Source organism: Rickettsia hoogstraalii (assembly GCF_000825685.1).
Lineage (GTDB): Bacteria > Pseudomonadota > Alphaproteobacteria > Rickettsiales > Rickettsiaceae > Rickettsia > Rickettsia hoogstraalii.
The window spans coordinates 1,374,182-1,392,036 of the sequence record NZ_CCXM01000001.1; the positions used below are offsets into that span (position 1 = coordinate 1,374,182).

A 17,855-nucleotide genomic window follows, 5' to 3' on the forward strand; every position below is an offset into this window, starting at 1 on the left:
TGCCACGCTCCTTATAGTCGCTCGCAATGACGAAAAGGATATATAACATGAATAACGAAATATCTAATAATTTTATAAAATTATGGTGGCGGAGTACCGATAGGCAAATAATAATTTCTTTAATTATCTTATTTGCTTTTAGTCTAATGCTTGTTACTACCTCAGGTTCAGCAGTAGCAAGTAGAATAGGGCTTGAGGAAAGTTATTTTGCATCTAGACAAATATTTTATTTAGCTGCCGCTTCAGGGCTTATATTATTATTTTCATGTCTTAATAAAAAATGGTTAAGGCGTTTTGCAATAGTTGGGTTTATTGCTAGTATAGTTTTATTAATAGCAGTTAAATTTTTTGGTTATGAAGTAAAAGGGGCAGTGCGATGGATTAATATTTTAGGTCTATCTATTCAGCCTTCGGAATTTATCAAACCGTTTTTTGCAGTCGTTACGGGCTGGATATTATCGCTAAAATTTAATGATGATTTTCCAAGTTTTACGATTTGTGTAATACTTTATTCTATTGTTGCTATTCTTTTAATTATTCAGCCGGATTTTGGAATGCTTGTAATGATTACGGCAGTTTTCGGTATTCAGCTGTTTATTGCGGGTATGCCGATATTTTGGATTGTTCTAGCCGGTTTTTTAGGAATGATAGGAGTAACTATCGCTTATTTTTGGTTACCGCACGTCACGCAAAGAATTAATTCATTTTTAGATCCCGATAGTAGCGAGAATTATCAAGTTAGTAAGTCTCTTAAGGCTTTTGAGCATGGCGGTTTATATGGACGCGGTCCAGGGGAGGGAGCAGTAAAGCAGGTGCTACCTGACTCACATACGGATTTTATTTTTGCTGTAGCAGGTGAGGAGTTTGGAGCTATTATTTGCCTTATTGTTATAGGTATATTTGCTTTTATAGTATTAAGAAGTCTTATTAAATTATTAAACGAAACAGATAAATTTGTACAATTCGCTGCTAGCGGTATAATTGCACAATTAGGGCTTCAGGCAATAATCAATATGGGTGTGACTTTACATTTACTTCCTACTAAAGGTATGACATTGCCGTTTATTAGTTATGGTGGTTCTTCAACGCTTGCAATAGCTATCGCTACCGGTATGCTTCTTGGCTTTACAAGACACAGAATACCTTTAAATTCGTACAAAATTCGTAATATTGAAATATGAAAAAAATAATTTTAGTAGCAGGTGGTACGGGCGGGCATTTTTTTCCGGCAGTCGCTCTTGGGGAAGAATTAGTGAAACGTGGGTATGAAGTTCATTTTATTACTGATTTAAGATGCAAAAAATATATAAATCAGGATATGAAAGTAATTTTTCATATCTTAGATTTAAAACGATCAATTAATATTTTTTTATTTTTACCAAACTTATCAATTGCGATCTTAAAAGCTATTAAATTATTATATAATATCAGGTCTTCAGCTATTATAGGATTTGGCGGTTATCCTGTTATAGCTCCAATGTTTGCGGCAATTTTTTTAAGAGTACCGATTATAATTCATGAACAGAATTCTTACCTTGGAAAAGTTAATAAATTTTTTGCAAGCTTTGCTAAAAAGATAGCTATTTCTTATGAAGACGTAAAAAATTTACCGGAATTTGCAAAAAGTAAAATAGTAGTTACCGGTGGGATAGTTAGGGAGAATATTAGAAATGTATGTCATTCCCGCGAAGGCGGGAATCTAGAAAAATTAAGTCTGGTTCCCCGCTTTCGCGGGGATGACATAAAGAAAAGCAAAGATAATATCTTTACAATATTCATCTTCGGAGGGAGTCAGGGAGCTAAGTTATTTTCGGAGTTAATACCTGCAAGTATCCAAATTTTAATACAAAAAGAGCCAAAGCTAAAGTTGCATATAATTCAGCAGGCAGCATTAGATGATCAAGAAAAAATAAAAGATATATATTCAAAATTAAACATTAATTATGAAGTTGCCGAATTCTTTGATAATATGGCATTAAAATATAAAGAAGCTGATTTAGTGATTTCAAGAGCAGGAGCATCTACTATAGAGGAATTGACCTATATAGGGTTGCCGGCAATCTTTATTCCACTGCCTAGTGCTGCGGATAATCATCAATATTACAATGCAAAATTGCTTGCAGATAAAAAAGCAGGATGGTGTTTAGAGCAGAATAATATTTCTGCAGGAAAATTAGCAGATAAAATACTTGATTTGATAAATAATCCTAAGATATTAGAGGATGCTTCACAAAATTTATTAAAAAGAAGAAAAGAAGGGCAGGTGTTGTTAAGTAACTTAATAGAAAAAGTGATTTGTCACCCCGTGGCTTGACCCGGGATGTGTTTTCCGTCATTGCGAGAAGAATTACGCAGTAATTCGACGAAGCAATCTTGTGCTAAAGTCCTGAGATTGCCACGCTCCTTTCAGTCGCTCGCAATGACGTGGTGGTATCCATACAACAAGACCAAAAATACCTCAGAATAACAATAATTTAATTAAGCACACAGAACTTTAGTGCTTTATCCTTGCAAGTTTAGCTATTATGTGGCATTAATCATAATAAAAGTTTTGGAATAATATAAATATATGTTAAAAAAAATTATAATATTATTTTTAGGAATGTTTTTACTTTCGGCTTGTACCGATAATTTTAGAAGCTATTTTCAAAGATCCGCAAATAATAGATTGGTTGATAGTAAAGGTGCTAAAGGCGGCAAAAGAAAACCTGTATATAATAATAAATATATTACTTTGGCTAAAAAGAATATAGTAGAAGATAATCTTGATTATGATAACGACGATGATGATGACTATGATAGCGATAGTCCTTTAAGAGGAGAAAGAATCGATCCTGTAAAGAGAAATCGTGAAATGTATCTTAAGATGATTAAAAGGGATATAGCAAGGCAAAAAGCAGAAGCCGGCTTCGCTGAATCCGATGACGATATGACTTTAAGTAGAGCGAATAAAAAAGTTAGAAAAGACGATAGCGATAAAGAAAAAAAGATGCAAGAGGAATTAAATCAGATAAAAGCAATGCTTAGAGAAACTAAGCGTGATATATCAAAATATACTTGTCCAAATGCTACGGTAAACCAAAATTATGCACCGCCCGTTACAAATTATGAACCTGTAAATTATCCACCGGTAAAAAATAGTAAGCCGTATAATAATAATTCTAAAGTAAAGCAAAAATTTATCCGTGAAGATGATGATAACGGCAGTAATGCTTGTTCGATATAATATATATTATTTTTCCTGTAAAGTGCTAGCCTTGTTGCATGGCTACCAAATCGTCATTGCGAGGAGGCATTGTTGTGTAGACTGGTAAAACCAACTGTGTCACCCCGTGGCTTGACCCGGGGTCCATAAAAACAATAAAAAATACTAATAATTTTAGTATTTTTAACTGGATCCCGCGATCAAGTCGCGGGATGACAGAGGTAAAATTGATCCACGCAACAATGCCTTCTCGCAATGACGAAAAACTGAGCCATGCAACAAGACCAGTCAAGCAACGGTATAACAATTGTAATATATTTATCACTATTTAATAGATTTATTGTTTTTCAAATAAGATTATTATTTATTAATAAAAATTAATATTTGAATATAGAAATATATGCAAGTACTGCTAGTCTTACCTCTATAAAAGGCCTTCAAAATCCTATTGTTACTGAAATAAAAGAATTAACAAAAAAATTACATTTTAAAGATCAAGAGCTTGAAAAAGCTTACGGGATGGCTTCAGATGATGTTTCTATTCAAGCAACAAGAGAACATTTTAATTATGAATCTTTAAACTATTATGTCAATATAGACTATTATTTTTTCAACTAAATATTTTCAGATTATATAATAATGTTGCTAATTTTTCAGAAACAACTTTAATGTCATAATTTTGTTTGAGAGTAAGGTAGGCATTTTTAGAAAATTCCTTTGCTTTTATAGGGTTATCTATTAAGTAGGTAATTTTTCCTGCTAAATCTTCAGCAGAGCCGGTTTTACAAATAAGCCCGTCTCTCATATTTGTTATAATCTCTGTAGGTCCTTCGGTATCCGTAATAACTATAGGCACACTTGCTTCCATTGCTTCAAGTATTATAATACCAAACGGTTCATGTAGTGACGGAAGACAAAAAATATCAATCTGTTCAAAAAATTTATCTCTATCATTAACCCATCCTGTAAATGATATTTGATCTTGTAAATTAAGTTTATGTACTAAAGCAATTAAATTATCGTTTTCCTCGCCGCTTCCACCTATAACTGCTTGAATATCATATTTTTTTTCTTTTAATATTTTTATAGCATTAATAAAAACATCAATACCTTTTTTAGCTACAAATCTTGCTAGTACACCAATTACGATAGGTTTTCTATATGTTTTATTTGGAGTAAAGTCTTTAGAAATATTTATCATATTCGGTAGGATGCATATCCTAGATTCGGCAAAGTTATTTTTTAGTAAAAATTCTTTCATATGATGCGTCAAGGCAATAACAAAATCACATTTACGTAGTCCTTTTAAACTATAATTATGAGCGATACCGATTAATTTTATATTTTGTGATTTAGCAAATTTACTAAAATTTATTGCTCTATTACCATGTGCTATAATTATATCAGGCTTAATTTTGTAGATTATATATTTAAGAATAAGTACCGATAACGGATCAATCGGTACTAAGTTAGGTAGTTTAAAACTTGTCTTACGTAGAAAAGAATTTATTTTTGTTTTGTAAGAAGTGATATTTATAATCTCAATTTTTTGCATTTCAAGAGCTGCATTATAATCTAAAAATGCTTGTTGAATTCCGCCAAGATCACGACTTAGCATAATATTAAGTATCTTCATTACTTTAACTTTTCGATTTCTTCTTCTGTTAAATCGGTAAATTCTATAATTTCATCTAAAGGTCTATTTTTTGCTAACATTTTTTTAGCCATAGAAATTTTTTGCCTGGCTTCTCCTTTGGCCTCTCCTCTTGCTTCTCCTCTTGCTTCTCCTTTAGCTTCAGCATCCATAATTTTTTGTTCTTCTACGGCTAAATTATCCATTTCGGTTTTTACCATTTTTTCATAAGTATTTAACTCTTCTTCAGACCAGCTAGCTTGATCTAGAGCATAAAAAGCTTTTTTAATTATTGGGTCTTCACCTATCAAATGCTCCATTTCTTCTAGAGAGCTTTCGTGTGCATGCTTAAAAAAATACGCCCATTTTTCTTGAAGATTCTCTAATTGATCTAATTCTTTATTAAATTTTTCTAGTTCTAAAAAGATAAAATAAAAATCTTGTAGGTCATTTTCATAAGTTTTAGTATCAAGTAATCTATGATTTGATTTCCAATCTTTTTTATCAGGAAATAAAATAAAATCGGCAATAGCTAAGAATATTACTCCTCGAAGTTTTGCATATACTGCCATTTTCTTATGATTCTCATCCTCTTTGAGTATTTGCCTTGAGTAGGCTTTTGCTGCATAAAGCTGAGCTCTTTTTTCAAAGCCCGGATGTTTACTTACTTGCATCTCTACGATGAATTGAGTACCGTGTTTATCTTTGCACAATACATCTACTATAGATTGTCTATAAGCAGCGATGTCTGGGTCCTGGGTAGTTTTTAAAAATGTAACTTCGGTAATTACTTCCTCTCCCGTATAACCTAAAATGTCATTTAGGAAATGAATAAGTATATCCTTGTTTTTTTCCGTACCGAAAATTTTTAAAAATGCATAGTTATTTTTAGGGTCTAAGAAACGTGAAATTAGCATAATAGTCTATTTTTTATATATCATCACTTCATTATAGCAAATTCCAAGAAATTTGCTATAATACAATTCCTAATATATAAAACATTATGATTAGTAAAATTAATTTTGTAAAAATGCATGGTCTCGGTAATGATTTTGTTATTGTTAACAAACGAGATTTATCAAGTTCATATGATTTATCGCAGCTAGCAAAAAATATGGCTGATCGTCATACAGGTATCGGTTGTGATCAGTTTATTATTTATGAAGAGCATGATGATTTTTATGAGATGATTATCTATAATATAGACGGCTCTAGTGCTAAATTATGCGGTAATGCTACAAGATGTTTAGCCAAGTTAATTTATCTTGATACGGGAAAGAAAGATATTACTGTAATGGTAGGCAATAAAAAATTGCTATGTAATGTGGAGGATGAAAATAATATTAGCGTTAATGTAGGAAGTGTTAGTTTTAATGAAGCTTGGATGCCAAGCCGTGATAAAATTTGGGAACTCGCAGAGCGTTATATGATTGATTTAAAGGAAACTATTTGTGTTGATATAGGTAATCCGCATTTGGTTATTTTTAGTAAGTTAGAACCTCAAGATCAAAAAATTGTTGGTGAAAAATTACAGGCTAAGGAATTATTCGCAGATGGGGTAAACGTTAATTTTGCTGAAGTAAAAGATAATAAAATCTATTTATCTGTTTGGGAGCGAGGAGCAGGATTAACTCTTGCTTGCGGAAGCGGGGCTTGCGGTAGTTTTGCTGCCGGTTTAAAGCTCGGTTTTATCCATTCACCAAGTATGGCAGTATTTAAGCATGGCAGCCTTACTATAAAAGAAGAAAACGGTAATATAATAATGCAAGGAGCAGCTACGCTTGTAGCACGTGGGGAATATTATTGTGAGCAATAATTTAAGACAAGAAGTAGTAACATTCGGCTGTAGACTTAATATTTACGAAAGTGAGATAATACGAAAAAACTTGGAATTATCGGGTATCGATAATGTGGCAATATTCAATACTTGTGCAGTAACTAAAGCAGCTGAGAAACAAGCAAGACAAGCTATCCGCAAGGCTAAAAAAAATAATCCTGATTTAAAAATTATTGTTACCGGCTGTAGTGCTCAAACAAGTCCGCAAATGTACGGTAATATGCCGGAAGTTGACAAAGTTATAGGTAATGAAGAGAAGTTATTACCTAATTACTACCAAATTACCGATGAAAAAATAACAGTTAACGATATAATGTCGGTGAAAGAGACTGCAGGTCATTTAGTAAGTAGCTTTGACGGTAAATCTCGTGCTTTTATTCAGGTACAAAACGGTTGCGATCATTTTTGTACTTTCTGTATTATCCCTTACGGTAGAGGTAAAAGTAGATCAGTACCGATAGGAGCTATAGCAGAGCAGGTAAAGCATCTAGTACTAAACGGCTTTAAAGAAGTAGTTTTTACCGGTGTTGACGTTACGGTTTATGGTAGTGATTTACCCGGAAGCCCAACATTTGCACAAATGATTAAACGAGTTTTAAATTTAGTGCCTGAACTAAAAAGGCTTCGTTTATCTTCAATAGATGTTGCAGAAATAGATGATGAACTTTTTGAGCTTATAGCTTATAGTGAGAGGATAATGCCGCATTTTCATATTAGCTTGCAAGCAGGCGATGATATGATATTAAAACGTATGAAAAGACGGCATAATAGAGCAAACGTAATAGAGTTTTGTCGAAAGCTACGAGCAATAAGACCGGAAGTATCGTTTGGTGCGGATATTATAGCAGGTTTCCCGACTGAAACTCCTGAAATGTTTGAAAATACAAGAAAATTAATTTCAGAAGCGGAATTACAATATTTACATGTTTTTCCTTATTCGGAAAGAGAAGGAACGCCTGCAGCACGTATGCCGCAAGTACCGAAAGCTATAAGGAAAGAAAGAGCCGAAATTCTAAGACAAGAGGGGCAGAATCAGCTATCTGAGTTCTTTAAGAAGCATATAGGTCAGAAAGTAGAGTTATTGGTAGAGAATAATAATATCGCCCATACCGAGAATTTTATTCCGGTGAAGTTAGATAAACCTTTAGAAATAGGGCAGATATTTAAAGCGAAGTTGGTGGGGATAGAAGAGAATTATATGAAGTGTATGTTGGTTTAACGTCATTGCGAGGAGCCGTAGGCGACGCGGCAATCTCATGAAATAATAACAAACTCCTGAGATTGCCGCGTCGCCTACGGCTCCTCGCAATGACGTTCTACCGTACAATAAAAAATCTAAAAAACAAAAAACAATCATGGAAAATATAGAAACAATATTAAGGCTTGCTGAGGAAAAAATCTTATTAGTACAAAACTTAAAAGATCTGCAAGAATATAAAGTAGAATTTTTAGGTAAAAACGGTATAGTGACCGGTGAGCTTAAAAAATTAGGTAGTTTAAATGAACAGGAACGTAAAGAATTTGGCTTAAAAATCAATAAATTAAAAGATAAAATACAGAATATAATAAAAGCAAAAGAAGAAATTTTAGAGGAGCAGGAACTAAATTTAAAACTTGCTGCCGATAAAATTGATTTAACAATCCCTGCAAGGAGATATAAACAAGGCTCTATTCATCCAATAACGCAATGCATGGAGGAGTTAATACAAGTATTTTCGCAGTTTGTTTTTACTATAGAAAACGGACCGAATATAGAGAATGATTTTCATAATTTTACTGCTCTCAATTTTGAAGATGACCATCCCGCAAGGCAAATGCATGATACTTTTTATTTGAAAGGTCAGGAAAATAATAAACCGCTGTTATTACGTACTCATACCTCAACAGTGCAGATTAGAGCCATGAAAAGCGGCAAACCGCCTTTTAGGTTTATAGCACCTGGTAGGACTTATAGATCAGATTCGGATATGACGCATACGCCGATGTTTCACCAAATAGAAGGACTTGTTATTGATAAAAATATCAATATGGGGCATTTAAAATATGTTATCACGGAATTTATAAAAAGCTTTTTTGAAAATTCTAATATTGAATTACGTTTTAGACCCAGCTTTTTCCCATTTACCGAACCTTCTGCCGAAGTTGATATTCGGATGAATAAAAACGATAAATGGCTTGAGGTACTCGGTTGCGGGATGGTTCATCCAAACGTGCTTAAAAATGTCGATATCGATAGCAGCGAGTATCAAGGTTTTGCTTTTGGGCTTGGGGTAGAGCGTTTTGCAATGCTAAAATATAATATCAAAGATTTAAGACAATTTTTTGAAGGAGATATGCGTTGGCTTAAACATTATAATTTTGGGAGCTTTGATATACCGAATTTAGCAGGAGGGTTTACGAAATGAAATTTACGTTATCATGGTTAAAACAATTTTTAGAGACATCGGCTTCAGTTACTGAAATAGCCGAAGCCCTAACAGCTATTGGTCTTGAAGTAGAAGAGGTGATAGATAAAGCGGCAGAGCTACAAAAGTTTGAAGTAGCATATATAGCAAGTACTAAACCTCACCCGTCAGCCGATAAGTTAAAACTTTGTGATGTTGAGACTAAAAGCGGTAGGCGACAAATAGTTTGTGGTGCGAGTAATGCAAGAGCAGGTATAAAAGTAGTACTTGCAAATATCGGAATAGAAATACCAAACGGTAAATTTAAGATTAAGGAATCTATTATTAGAGGTGAAAAAAGCTGCGGTATGCTTTGCTCTGAAGAGGAATTACTGCTAGCTTCAGAGTCTGAAGGGATTATAGAGCTATCTGAAGATGCTGTAGTTGGAGAGAATTTTACTAAATATTACGGTTTAGATGATCCTATATTTGTTATTAACGTTACTCCTAATCGTGGTGATGCACTTGGAGTTTACGGTATCGCAAGAGATTTAGCAGCTAAAGGAATAGGAATACTTAAAGAGCTAGAAATCCCAGAAATAAAAAGTACATTTACTTCTAAAATGAAGCTTAACGTGCAAGACAAAGAAGCCTGTCCTTTATTTACTTTTAGAGAAATAAGAAATTTAAAAAATAAACCAAGTCCTGATTGGTTACGGAAATTATTAAAAAATGTCGGGGTAAAAACTATTTCAAGCTTAGTGGATGTAACAAATTATATTTCTTATAGCTTTGGACAACCGATGCATGCTTATGATGCGGATAGGATAAAAGGGGGGATTAGTGTAGCACGTCATTGCGAGAAGCGTAGCGACGAAGCAATCTCAGGACAACAAAATGAGATTGCCACGGCTGCTTTGCAGCCTCGCAATGACGCAGTTACTTTCCACGCTCTAAACGGCAAAGAATATTTACTTACCGAAAATGATTTAGCTATAAAAGATGAAAGCGGTATTCAAGGTCTTGCCGGTGTCATTGGCGGGGCTAAGAGTAGTTGTACTGATAGTACGACTAATATAATACTGGAAGCTGCATGTTTTAATGCTAAAATGGTTGCAGCTAGCGGGCGAAGATTTCAAATTGATACGGATGCTAGATATCGTAATGAGCGTAATATCGATAGAAATTTTACGGAAAAAGCTTTAGACATAGCGACTAATCTTATTTTGTCAATATGCGGAAATGGTGAAGTGTCGGAAGTAGTGAAATTCGGTGAGAAAGAGCCTCAAAAAAAACCTTTAGATTTTTCAGCATGCTATTTAGAAAAAATTACGGGAATTAAATTAAATATCAAAGAGATAGAAGCTATATTAAATGAACTAGGATTTATTACGGATGTTAAAGGTGAGATTATAAAGGTAATAGCTCCCTCTTGGCGTCATGATATAACTATTTTAGAAGATATAGCTGAGGAAATCGCTCGTATTTACGGCTATGATAAAATAGAAAGCATAAAATTACCCGAATTAGACCAAGATAATAATAAGCTAAGAGAGCATAAAAGAATATCTAGTTTTAAAAGGATATTAGCAAGCAAAGGCTATGATGAGGTAGTAACTAACTCTTTTATGAGTAGTGAAGATGCAAAGTTGTTTGCTGAATTAAAAGAAGAGTTATTTTTGCTTAATCCTATTAGCATAGGAGACAATTATATGCGTCCTACTATACTGCCAAATTTGTTAAGTATAGTAAGTAAAAATCTAGCACGCTCTATAAAAGATATGGCTTTTTTTGAAGTTGGACCGAGTTTTATAGATTTAAATACGGAGGCAACTTATTTAACGGCAATTATAAGCGGTTCATATAGTAATAAAAATCCTCATTCGCTTGGACGAGGCTATGATATTTTTGATCTTAAAGGTGATTTAGAGGTGGTAGTGGATTATGCAGGACTATCTATAGATAAATGTATAGCAACAAATGGGACAGCATTGCCACAATATTATCATCCAACTAGAGCAGTAAATATAGGGCTTGGTAAAAATTTATTAGGTCATTTGGGACAGATACACCCTAAAATCTTGAAATATTACGATATTAATCAGGAAATATTTGCATTCGAGCTAAATATTACGAATTTGCCGTTGATAAAAGCTAAATTCGGTAAAAGAGACAAATTTGCAGTATCGGATTTCCAAGCTAATTTTAGAGATTACGCATTCATTGTTGATCAAGATCATAGAGTTGGTGAAATAATATCATATATAAATAATTTTAATAAAAAGCTTGTCAAATCAGTTATATTATTTGATATTTATAGCGGTGATAAATTACCTGAAGGTAAAAAATCTATAGCGGTTAAAATAGAGCTACAAGCAGATGATCGGACATTATCTGATACTGATTTAAATTCGTTCAGTAAAGATTTAGTTGCTGCCATCTCGCAAAAATTTCAAGGAACATTAAGAGAATAACAATATGTTAAAATTAATAGTTGAAACAAAAACGTTAGTTCAGTCCCTAGGGTTTGCAAGTTCCGTTGTTGAAAAACGTAATGTAATACCTGAATATGCAAACATTAAATTATCGGCAAAAGACGGCAATCTGGAGCTTAGTTCTACTAATATGGATTTGTACTTAAGTCAAAAAATAGCAGTACAGGTAGTAAGTGAAGGTGAACTTACCGTTTCTACGAAAACTCTAAATGATATAGTCCGAAAACTTCCGGATTCCGAGCTTACATTAACAGATTTCGGTACAACGGGACTTGAAATCAAAGGAAAAAATTGTAAATTTAATTTATTTACTTTGCCGGTTAGTTCTTTTCCTCCAATGGATAGTATTAATCCTGAAGCAAGTTTTAAAATTTCCTGCACGGATTTTGCTAAAATAATCGAATCGACAAAATTTTCGATTTCTTTAGATGAAACTCGTTATAATTTAAACGGTGTTTATTTACACATAAAAGACAAAGAGTTTTGTTCGGCAAGTACCGATGGGCATAGGCTTTCAATTTCATGGGTAACATTAGAAAAACAAATAAAGAATTTTGGAGTTATATTACCGCAAAAAAGTGCAGAGGAAAGTTTAAAAATAGTTAAAGATCCTAAAAATATAAATGAAGATATAGAAATTTTATTAAGTAGCAATAAGATTAAATTTATATGTAACGAAAATACTATTATGCTATCAAAGCTTATAGACGGTACTTTCCCTGATTATAGTGCTTTTATTCCGGAAAGTAGTAGCTCAAAATTAGTAATTAATCGTAAAATATTTGCAGATAGTATAGAAAGGATAGCGATAATAACCGTTGAAAAATTTAGAGCGGTAAAATTATCGTTATCTCGTGAAACCTTAGAGATTAGTGCCGTCGGTGAGGCAAGAGGTAACGCAAAAGAGGTTATTAATTCTTCACAAGATAAGGAAAGTTTTTATGAATATAATAGTGATGAGCCTTTAGCTATAGGCTTTAATCCGCAATATTTGGAAGATGTCTTAAAAGCCGTGAAGTCGGATTTAGTAGAACTATATTTTTCAGATGTTTCAGCACCGGTACTTATTAAATTTCCTGAGAATCCTAAAGATATTTTTGTCGTCATGCCTGTTAAGGTGTAGAGTAGTTATATGTGTCAGTTTTTCCGTCATTGCGAGCGACTGAAAGGAGCGTGGCAATCTCATAAAATAAGACTCCTGAGATTGCTTCGTCAAAATTTTCAATTTTTCTTCGCAATGACGAAAAGTAGGAAATGATATATTAGTTAGTTCAAATAATTTTTGACTAATAGCCAAAGCTTCTCTATTATTTCCCTCAAGTACCCTAATTAAATATTGGTTATGAAAAAAATTATCGGATTATTTTTTGTAATTATACTTAGTGCAATAAGTACTAGTATCTTAGCGGATGATTATCCAAAAACAGAACGAGAGCAGAAATGGGACGAAGTAGGTTCTATAGCAGGTGAAGAAGGATTAGTTTTTAGACCGGGCAGGGTAAAAAACGAATCTACTAAAGCTGTAGGAGGCTCGGTTAATAAATATCTTTGGCAAGCAGCATTAGAGACTATAAGTTTTGCTCCTCTTGCATCAGCTGACTCAAACGGCGGTGTGATTATTACGGAATGGTATAGCCCACGCTCTAATCCTAATTTTCGGTTTAAAATCAATATATTTATCAAAGACGATGTAATAAGCCCTGATTCAATTGAAGTGAAAGTATTTGAAGAAATGCTTAAAAATAAACAATGGGTACTTAATGAAAACACCTCAAATCTTGCTATCACGCTTGAAGATAAAATTTTAAGAAAAGCTAGAGATATATATATTAATAGTGTGAGGTAATAACAGTATTTCCGTCATTGTAAGAAGGTATTATTGCGTGGATACCGCCCCGTCATTGCGAGGAGCGAAGCGACGTGGCAATCTAGAAAAATAATAAAAAAAATTCTGTAAATCAGAAATTTTTACTGGATTGCTTCGTCAATTACTTCGTAATTTCCTCGCAATGACGACTTTCAGTGCCCACGCCGGCAATGCCTGCTCGCAATGATGATTCAGTATATAAATTATAAAAAAATATGAATCAAATAGAACAAAAATGGCAGCAAATTTGGCATGATGAGAAAGCTTTTGAGGTATCAAACGAGAGTAGCAAGCCAAAATATTACGTACTTGAAATGCTGCCTTATCCTTCCGGTAAAATCCATGTAGGTCACGTACGCAACTATTCTATAGGTGATGTTATTGCAAGGTTTATGACTATGCAAGGTTTTAAAGTGCTTCATCCGATGGGCTGGGATGCTTTCGGGCTACCTGCCGAAAATGCCGCAATAAAAAATAATTCTCATCCGAAAGATTGGACTTATTCTAATATTGAGAATATGAAAAAGCAGCTAAAATCTATGGGCTTTTCTTATGATTGGTCTAGAGAGATAAATAGTTGTGATCCGCAGTATTATAAACATGAGCAGAAATTCTTTTTAGAGCTTTATGAGAGAAACCTTGCTTATCAAAAAGAATCGCTTGTTAATTGGGATCCGGTTGATAATACCGTTCTTGCAAATGAGCAAGTTGTAGATGGGCGTGGTTGGCGTTCAGGTGCAATTGTTGAGAAACGTTATTTAAAACAATGGTTCTTAAAAATCACCTATTATGCCGAAGAGTTATTAAATGAAATTCAGAATTTAAAAGAATGGCCTGAAGCCGTTCGCTCTATGCAAGAGAAATGGATAGGTAAATCGATAGGTGCTAACTTTCATTTCAAAATTAAGGATAATGAAGATACTACTATAGAAGTATTTTCAACAAAACCCGAAACTATTTTTGGTGCTGGCTTTATAGGAATTGCTTTTAATCATCCGATAATAGAACGATTAGTTTCTAAAACACCTGAAATATTGAATTTTATAGCTAAATGTGCAAATATAAACGGTTCTGCTGAACTTGATAAAGCTGAAAAGGAAGGTGTATTTACCGGTCTTTATGTTACTCATCCTTTCGATTCAAATATAGTTTTACCGGTTATTATTACTAATTTCGTGTTAATGGATTACGGTACTGGTGCTGTTTTCGGTTGTCCTGCTCATGACGAACGTGACCATGAATTAGCTGTTAAAATGAATTTGCCTATTAAGCAGGTAATTGAAACGGATATTGATGTACAAAAGATCGCTCATACGGAAGATGGAATTTTGGTTAACTCAGATTTTCTAAACGGCTTAACTAGTAATGAAGCAAAACAAAAAGTAATCGATGAATTTGAGAAACTAGGCATAGGTAAACGCAGTGTAAATTATCGTCTAAAAGATTGGGGGATTTCTCGTCAACGTTTTTGGGGATGTCCTATTCCTATGATTCACTGCGAAGCTTGCGGTATAGTTCCCGTACCTTACAAAGACTTACCCGTTACGTTACCTGATGATGTTAGTTTTGACGGTCACGGTAATCCGCTTGATCATAATCCTAGTTGGAAACATGTTAATTGTCCGAAATGCGATAAGCCGGCTGTTCGTGAAACTGATACTTTTGATACATTTTTTGAATCATCTTGGTATTTTACGAGATATTGTAATAGCAATGCTACAGAGATAACCGACAAAAAAGCTTGTGATTACTGGCTACCGGTCGATAAATATATAGGTGGCATAGAGCATGCAGTGATGCATTTATTATATGCAAGGTTTTTTACAAAAGTAATGAACGAGCAGAATTACGTAAGCGTTCGTGAGCCTTTTAAAGGGCTGTTTACTCAAGGTATGGTGTTGCATGCTACTTATAAAGATGAACATAATAATTGGTTATATCCTGAAGAAGTAGTTAAAAAAGGTAATGAATTTTTTCATAAAGAAAGCAATAATAGAGTAGTGCAGGGACGCATTGAAAAGATGAGTAAGTCTAAAAAGAATCTCATCGATCTTGAGACAATGCAAGAGCAGTACGGAGCAGATGCTATTAGGCTTTTTGTACTGTCCGATAGTCCGCCTGAGAAAGATCTAGAATGGTCGGCAAGCGGTATTGAAGGCTGCTCACGTTTTATTAATAAGCTTGAGCATATGTTTGAGGCGATAGCTTCTTTAACAGATGATGTGAATAGTGAAATTAACAAGGAACTCAATAGATTAGTGCATTTTACCATAAAGCACGTCGCCGAAGATATAAAGCATTTTGCCCTAAATAGAGCAATAGCACGTATGCGTGAGCTTTCTAATGCTATATCTTCTGAAATATCTAAAGATAAGATCGATGTAAAAACTGTAAGGCATAGCTTTAATGTTTTAATTCAGCTGCTAAACCCTTTTATCCCGCATATTACGGAAGAAATTTGGCAGAAGCTTGGCAATAAAGAGCGATTATATAATTCAGTTTTTCCTGCATTTGATGAATCAATGTTAGAGTTAGATACATATATTATGGCAGTGCAGGTTAACGGCAAACTCTGTGATACTTATGAGTTTAAAACTGCCGCAAGTGAAGATGAAATAAAGCAAATTACCATCAATCTGCCGAAAGTGCAAAAGTTCTTAGAAGAGAAAGAGCCGAAGAAGATTATTCTCGTGCCTCGTAAAATTGTGAATATACTCGTTTAATTTGAAAAATTGGCTACGTCGTCTTTGTAAGTCCTCGGATGCTCACGTATTAAATATACGCTCCGCTCCTCGGCTTACAGCCTCCTTGCTCTTTTCTAAATTAAACTTCGTCTATCTACTTTTTATTTATCAGAAGTATATTATTTTTTGAATCTGTCATCCTGCGACTTGATTGTGAGATCTAGTTTAAAATACTAAATTTAGTACTTTAAATTGTTTCTAGATACTGTAGTCAAGCCGCAGTATGACAGCTAGTATACTTTTATTGTATTACCACCATACTAACCCAAAAAAAGTAGTAGTATTACCTAAAACTACCTCCTCATGTTTATCGAATGAAGAGTCATAATGCTGCTTCGTCTCATTTATAAAGTTACCGCAATTATTATGGTAAGTACCTTTTGAAGCACCCTTAGGACTCTGATAAGATGAAGTTTCATAATGCCCTAGATCTTCTCTAAGGTAATAGAGAACATTGTCTGTTATTGGCATTAATACTTTTATCTATTATATAATTGGCTGCCCACCAAAATGCAGCAAAAACACCGCCATCAATACTTAACGTGTCGTCGTCTGTTTCACAAGTTATAACCCTAGGATAACAGAGGTTTGCTATAGTATCTAGACTTAGATTTAGATTTAAATCTGAATTTGAATCTAGCACGTCTATTTCTTTTTTATTAGTCATAAAGATCCCCTTTTTAGTTACTAATTAATTAAACTTTTTATATAACTTGCTTCTAAGCCTCCTCACGTACTGTTATGTATGCTGCGGTGGCAAGTGCTTCCGTGTTTCCTTTAAATTCTTCCTTAATTGTAGGCTAAGTAATTAAAAAAATCAATTAGCTAATAAGAGACTATCAGTAAATAAATTTTAACCGGTAATTTATTCTTTTTTGCTGTAAATTATAAGATTTTTTTGAAATAGGAACTACAATTTCTGCAAAAATCTTATTAATTTTCGCTAAAAAAGCTCTTCAATTACTAATTAAAATTTATTACAGATAACCTCTTTAAATAGTGTGCAGGATTTTATACTTGAAGTCAATTTATTAAGTTAATAATTTAATCTTTTTATTAACTTATATTAATTTAAATTAATGCATGAAAATGTCGATTTCATTCCAACCTATAAGGTCTAAATTAGCTCTTGTAGGTAAAAAGCGGAAAATATCTTGGGCAAGTTCAAACCTATTTTCTCTAAGTAGCATTTTTTGTAAAATATCTTTTAACTGATGCAAATAAAGCACATCTTTTGCTGCGTATTCTTGTTGTTCCAAAGATAAATTTTTAGCTCCCCAGTAAGAAGATTGTTGTTGTTTGGAAATATTTATGGAAAGTAGCTCCCGACATAAATCCTTAAGACCATGGCTATCAGTATAGGTTCTGACAAGTTTTGAAGATATTTTAGTACAAAAGATATTTTCTAAATCTATACTCAAATATTTTTTTATAGCTGCTAAATCAAATCTAGCAAAATGAAATATCTTGCATCTAGTTTTATCTAACAATAATGCTTTTAAATTAGGAGCAGTATAATCTTGATTTACAAAATGAACAAGATGGGCTTCACCGTTGCCGTTACTAAATTGTAGCAAACAGAGTTTATCTCTATGTAGATTTAACCCCATTGTCTCGGTATCTATAGCAATATCCCCTTCAAGTTCAAAATTATTAGGTAGGTCATTTTGATAAATTTTAATGTTCATAA

19 protein-coding genes and 2 pseudogenes are annotated in these 17,855 nt (G+C 33.4%); 13 read left to right on the forward strand and 8 right to left on the reverse strand.

The window, feature by feature from the left end:
• Positions 1-47 precede the first annotated feature (47 nt).
• From ftsW to BN1174_RS07125, 4 genes are all read left to right on the forward strand, one after another.
• On the forward strand, positions 48-1,181 hold the full coding sequence (gene ftsW, locus BN1174_RS07115) for a putative lipid II flippase FtsW (protein WP_040257643.1): 1,134 nt from the start codon (positions 48-50) through the stop codon (positions 1,179-1,181).
• Positions 1,178-2,314: an undecaprenyldiphospho-muramoylpentapeptide beta-N-acetylglucosaminyltransferase gene (murG, locus tag BN1174_RS07120; RefSeq protein WP_040257646.1), complete on the forward strand. Its 1,137-nt coding sequence runs from the start codon at positions 1,178-1,180 to the stop codon at positions 2,312-2,314. Before ftsW ends, murG begins: the two co-directional genes overlap by 4 nt.
• A gap of 21 nt (positions 2,315-2,335) precedes the next feature.
• Entirely contained in the window at positions 2,336-2,467 is a 132-nt protein-coding gene (locus BN1174_RS12405) for a hypothetical protein (protein WP_269379093.1), read from the forward strand.
• Positions 2,468-2,569: 102 nt separating this feature from the next.
• Entirely contained in the window at positions 2,570-3,226 is a 657-nt protein-coding gene (locus BN1174_RS07125; RefSeq protein WP_040257647.1) for a hypothetical protein, read from the forward strand.
• Positions 3,227-3,251: 25 nt separating this feature from the next.
• Here BN1174_RS07125 and BN1174_RS11025 read toward each other — a convergent pair whose 3' ends face one another.
• A complete protein-coding gene (locus BN1174_RS11025; protein ID WP_197062062.1) occupies positions 3,252-3,461 on the reverse strand; it encodes a hypothetical protein in 210 nt (69 codons plus the stop codon).
• A gap of 128 nt (positions 3,462-3,589) precedes the next feature.
• Between BN1174_RS11025 and BN1174_RS07130 the strand changes: the two genes are divergently transcribed.
• The gene (locus BN1174_RS07130; RefSeq protein ID WP_040257648.1) at positions 3,590-3,823 is read left to right on the forward strand and encodes a hypothetical protein; all 234 of its coding nucleotides are present in this window, start codon (positions 3,590-3,592) and stop codon (positions 3,821-3,823) included.
• Here the strand turns inward: BN1174_RS07130 and BN1174_RS07135 are convergent.
• Both BN1174_RS07135 and BN1174_RS09265 read right to left on the reverse strand, forming a co-directional pair.
• The gene (locus BN1174_RS07135) at positions 3,816-4,841 is read right to left on the reverse strand and encodes a glycosyltransferase family 4 protein (protein ID WP_040257650.1); all 1,026 of its coding nucleotides are present in this window, start codon (positions 4,839-4,841) and stop codon (positions 3,816-3,818) included. The two genes, BN1174_RS07130 and BN1174_RS07135, sit on opposite strands and share 8 nt — an antisense overlap.
• Entirely contained in the window at positions 4,841-5,755 is a 915-nt protein-coding gene (locus tag BN1174_RS09265) for an Rpn family recombination-promoting nuclease/putative transposase (protein WP_082022327.1), read from the reverse strand. Before BN1174_RS09265 ends, BN1174_RS07135 begins: the two co-directional genes overlap by 1 nt.
• Before the next feature lie 86 nt (positions 5,756-5,841).
• Between BN1174_RS09265 and dapF the strand changes: the two genes are divergently transcribed.
• From dapF to dnaN, 5 genes are all read left to right on the forward strand, one after another.
• Positions 5,842-6,654: a diaminopimelate epimerase gene (dapF, locus tag BN1174_RS07145; RefSeq protein WP_040257651.1), complete on the forward strand. Its 813-nt coding sequence runs from the start codon at positions 5,842-5,844 to the stop codon at positions 6,652-6,654.
• Positions 6,629-7,894 carry a tRNA (N(6)-L-threonylcarbamoyladenosine(37)-C(2))-methylthiotransferase MtaB gene (mtaB, locus tag BN1174_RS07150; RefSeq protein ID WP_082022328.1) on the forward strand — a complete coding sequence of 422 codons (1,266 nt, stop codon included), beginning with the start codon at positions 6,629-6,631 and terminating at the stop codon, positions 7,892-7,894. Before dapF ends, mtaB begins: the two co-directional genes overlap by 26 nt.
• A 136-nt stretch (positions 7,895-8,030) precedes the next feature.
• Complete coding sequence (gene pheS / locus BN1174_RS07155) at positions 8,031-9,080, forward strand: phenylalanine--tRNA ligase subunit alpha (RefSeq protein ID WP_040257656.1); 1,050 nt, start codon at positions 8,031-8,033, stop codon at positions 9,078-9,080.
• A complete protein-coding gene (gene pheT, locus BN1174_RS07160; RefSeq protein ID WP_040257658.1) occupies positions 9,077-11,533 on the forward strand; it encodes a phenylalanine--tRNA ligase subunit beta in 2,457 nt (818 codons plus the stop codon). Before pheS ends, pheT begins: the two co-directional genes overlap by 4 nt.
• Before the next feature lie 4 nt (positions 11,534-11,537).
• Positions 11,538-12,677, forward strand: coding sequence for a DNA polymerase III subunit beta (dnaN, locus tag BN1174_RS07165; RefSeq protein ID WP_040257659.1), 1,140 nt, complete (start codon positions 11,538-11,540; stop codon positions 12,675-12,677).
• On the opposite strand, the gene BN1174_RS12410 is transcribed toward dnaN, so the two are convergent.
• Positions 12,667-12,792 (reverse strand): hypothetical protein, encoded by a 126-nt coding sequence (locus BN1174_RS12410; protein ID WP_269379094.1) that lies wholly within the window; start codon positions 12,790-12,792, stop codon positions 12,667-12,669. The genes dnaN and BN1174_RS12410 overlap by 11 nt on opposite strands.
• 104 nt (positions 12,793-12,896) lie before the next feature.
• On the opposite strand from BN1174_RS12410, the gene BN1174_RS07170 reads away from it, so the two are divergent.
• The 3 genes and pseudogenes from BN1174_RS07170 to leuS all read left to right on the forward strand — a co-directional run bounded on the left by BN1174_RS07170 (position 12,897) and on the right by leuS (position 16,144).
• Positions 12,897-13,400, forward strand: coding sequence for a DUF3576 domain-containing protein (locus tag BN1174_RS07170; protein ID WP_040257661.1), 504 nt, complete (start codon positions 12,897-12,899; stop codon positions 13,398-13,400).
• 33 nt (positions 13,401-13,433) lie between these two features.
• Positions 13,434-13,557: pseudogene (locus BN1174_RS13245) on the forward strand (zinc ABC transporter substrate-binding protein); the annotation flags it as partial.
• A 79-nt stretch (positions 13,558-13,636) separates the two neighbouring features.
• Positions 13,637-16,144, forward strand: a complete 2,508-nt coding sequence (gene leuS, locus BN1174_RS07175; protein ID WP_040257663.1) for a leucine--tRNA ligase — start codon at positions 13,637-13,639, stop codon at positions 16,142-16,144.
• Here leuS and BN1174_RS12790 read toward each other — a convergent pair.
• From BN1174_RS12790 to BN1174_RS07185, 4 genes and pseudogenes are all read right to left on the reverse strand, one after another.
• Positions 16,141-16,243, reverse strand: a pseudogene (locus BN1174_RS12790) (palindromic element RPE5 domain-containing protein); the annotation flags it as partial. The gene leuS and the pseudogene BN1174_RS12790 sit on opposite strands and share 4 nt — an antisense overlap.
• Before the next feature lie 171 nt (positions 16,244-16,414).
• Entirely contained in the window at positions 16,415-16,636 is a 222-nt protein-coding gene (locus BN1174_RS10345) for a hypothetical protein (RefSeq protein ID WP_156138543.1), read from the reverse strand.
• Positions 16,602-16,832: a hypothetical protein gene (locus BN1174_RS07180; RefSeq protein WP_040257665.1), complete on the reverse strand. Its 231-nt coding sequence runs from the start codon at positions 16,830-16,832 to the stop codon at positions 16,602-16,604. Before BN1174_RS07180 ends, BN1174_RS10345 begins: the two co-directional genes overlap by 35 nt.
• A gap of 409 nt (positions 16,833-17,241) precedes the next feature.
• Positions 17,242-17,853, reverse strand: a complete 612-nt coding sequence (locus tag BN1174_RS07185) for a ribonuclease D (protein ID WP_040257667.1) — start codon at positions 17,851-17,853, stop codon at positions 17,242-17,244.
• Between the last annotated feature and the right edge of the window lie 2 nt (positions 17,854-17,855).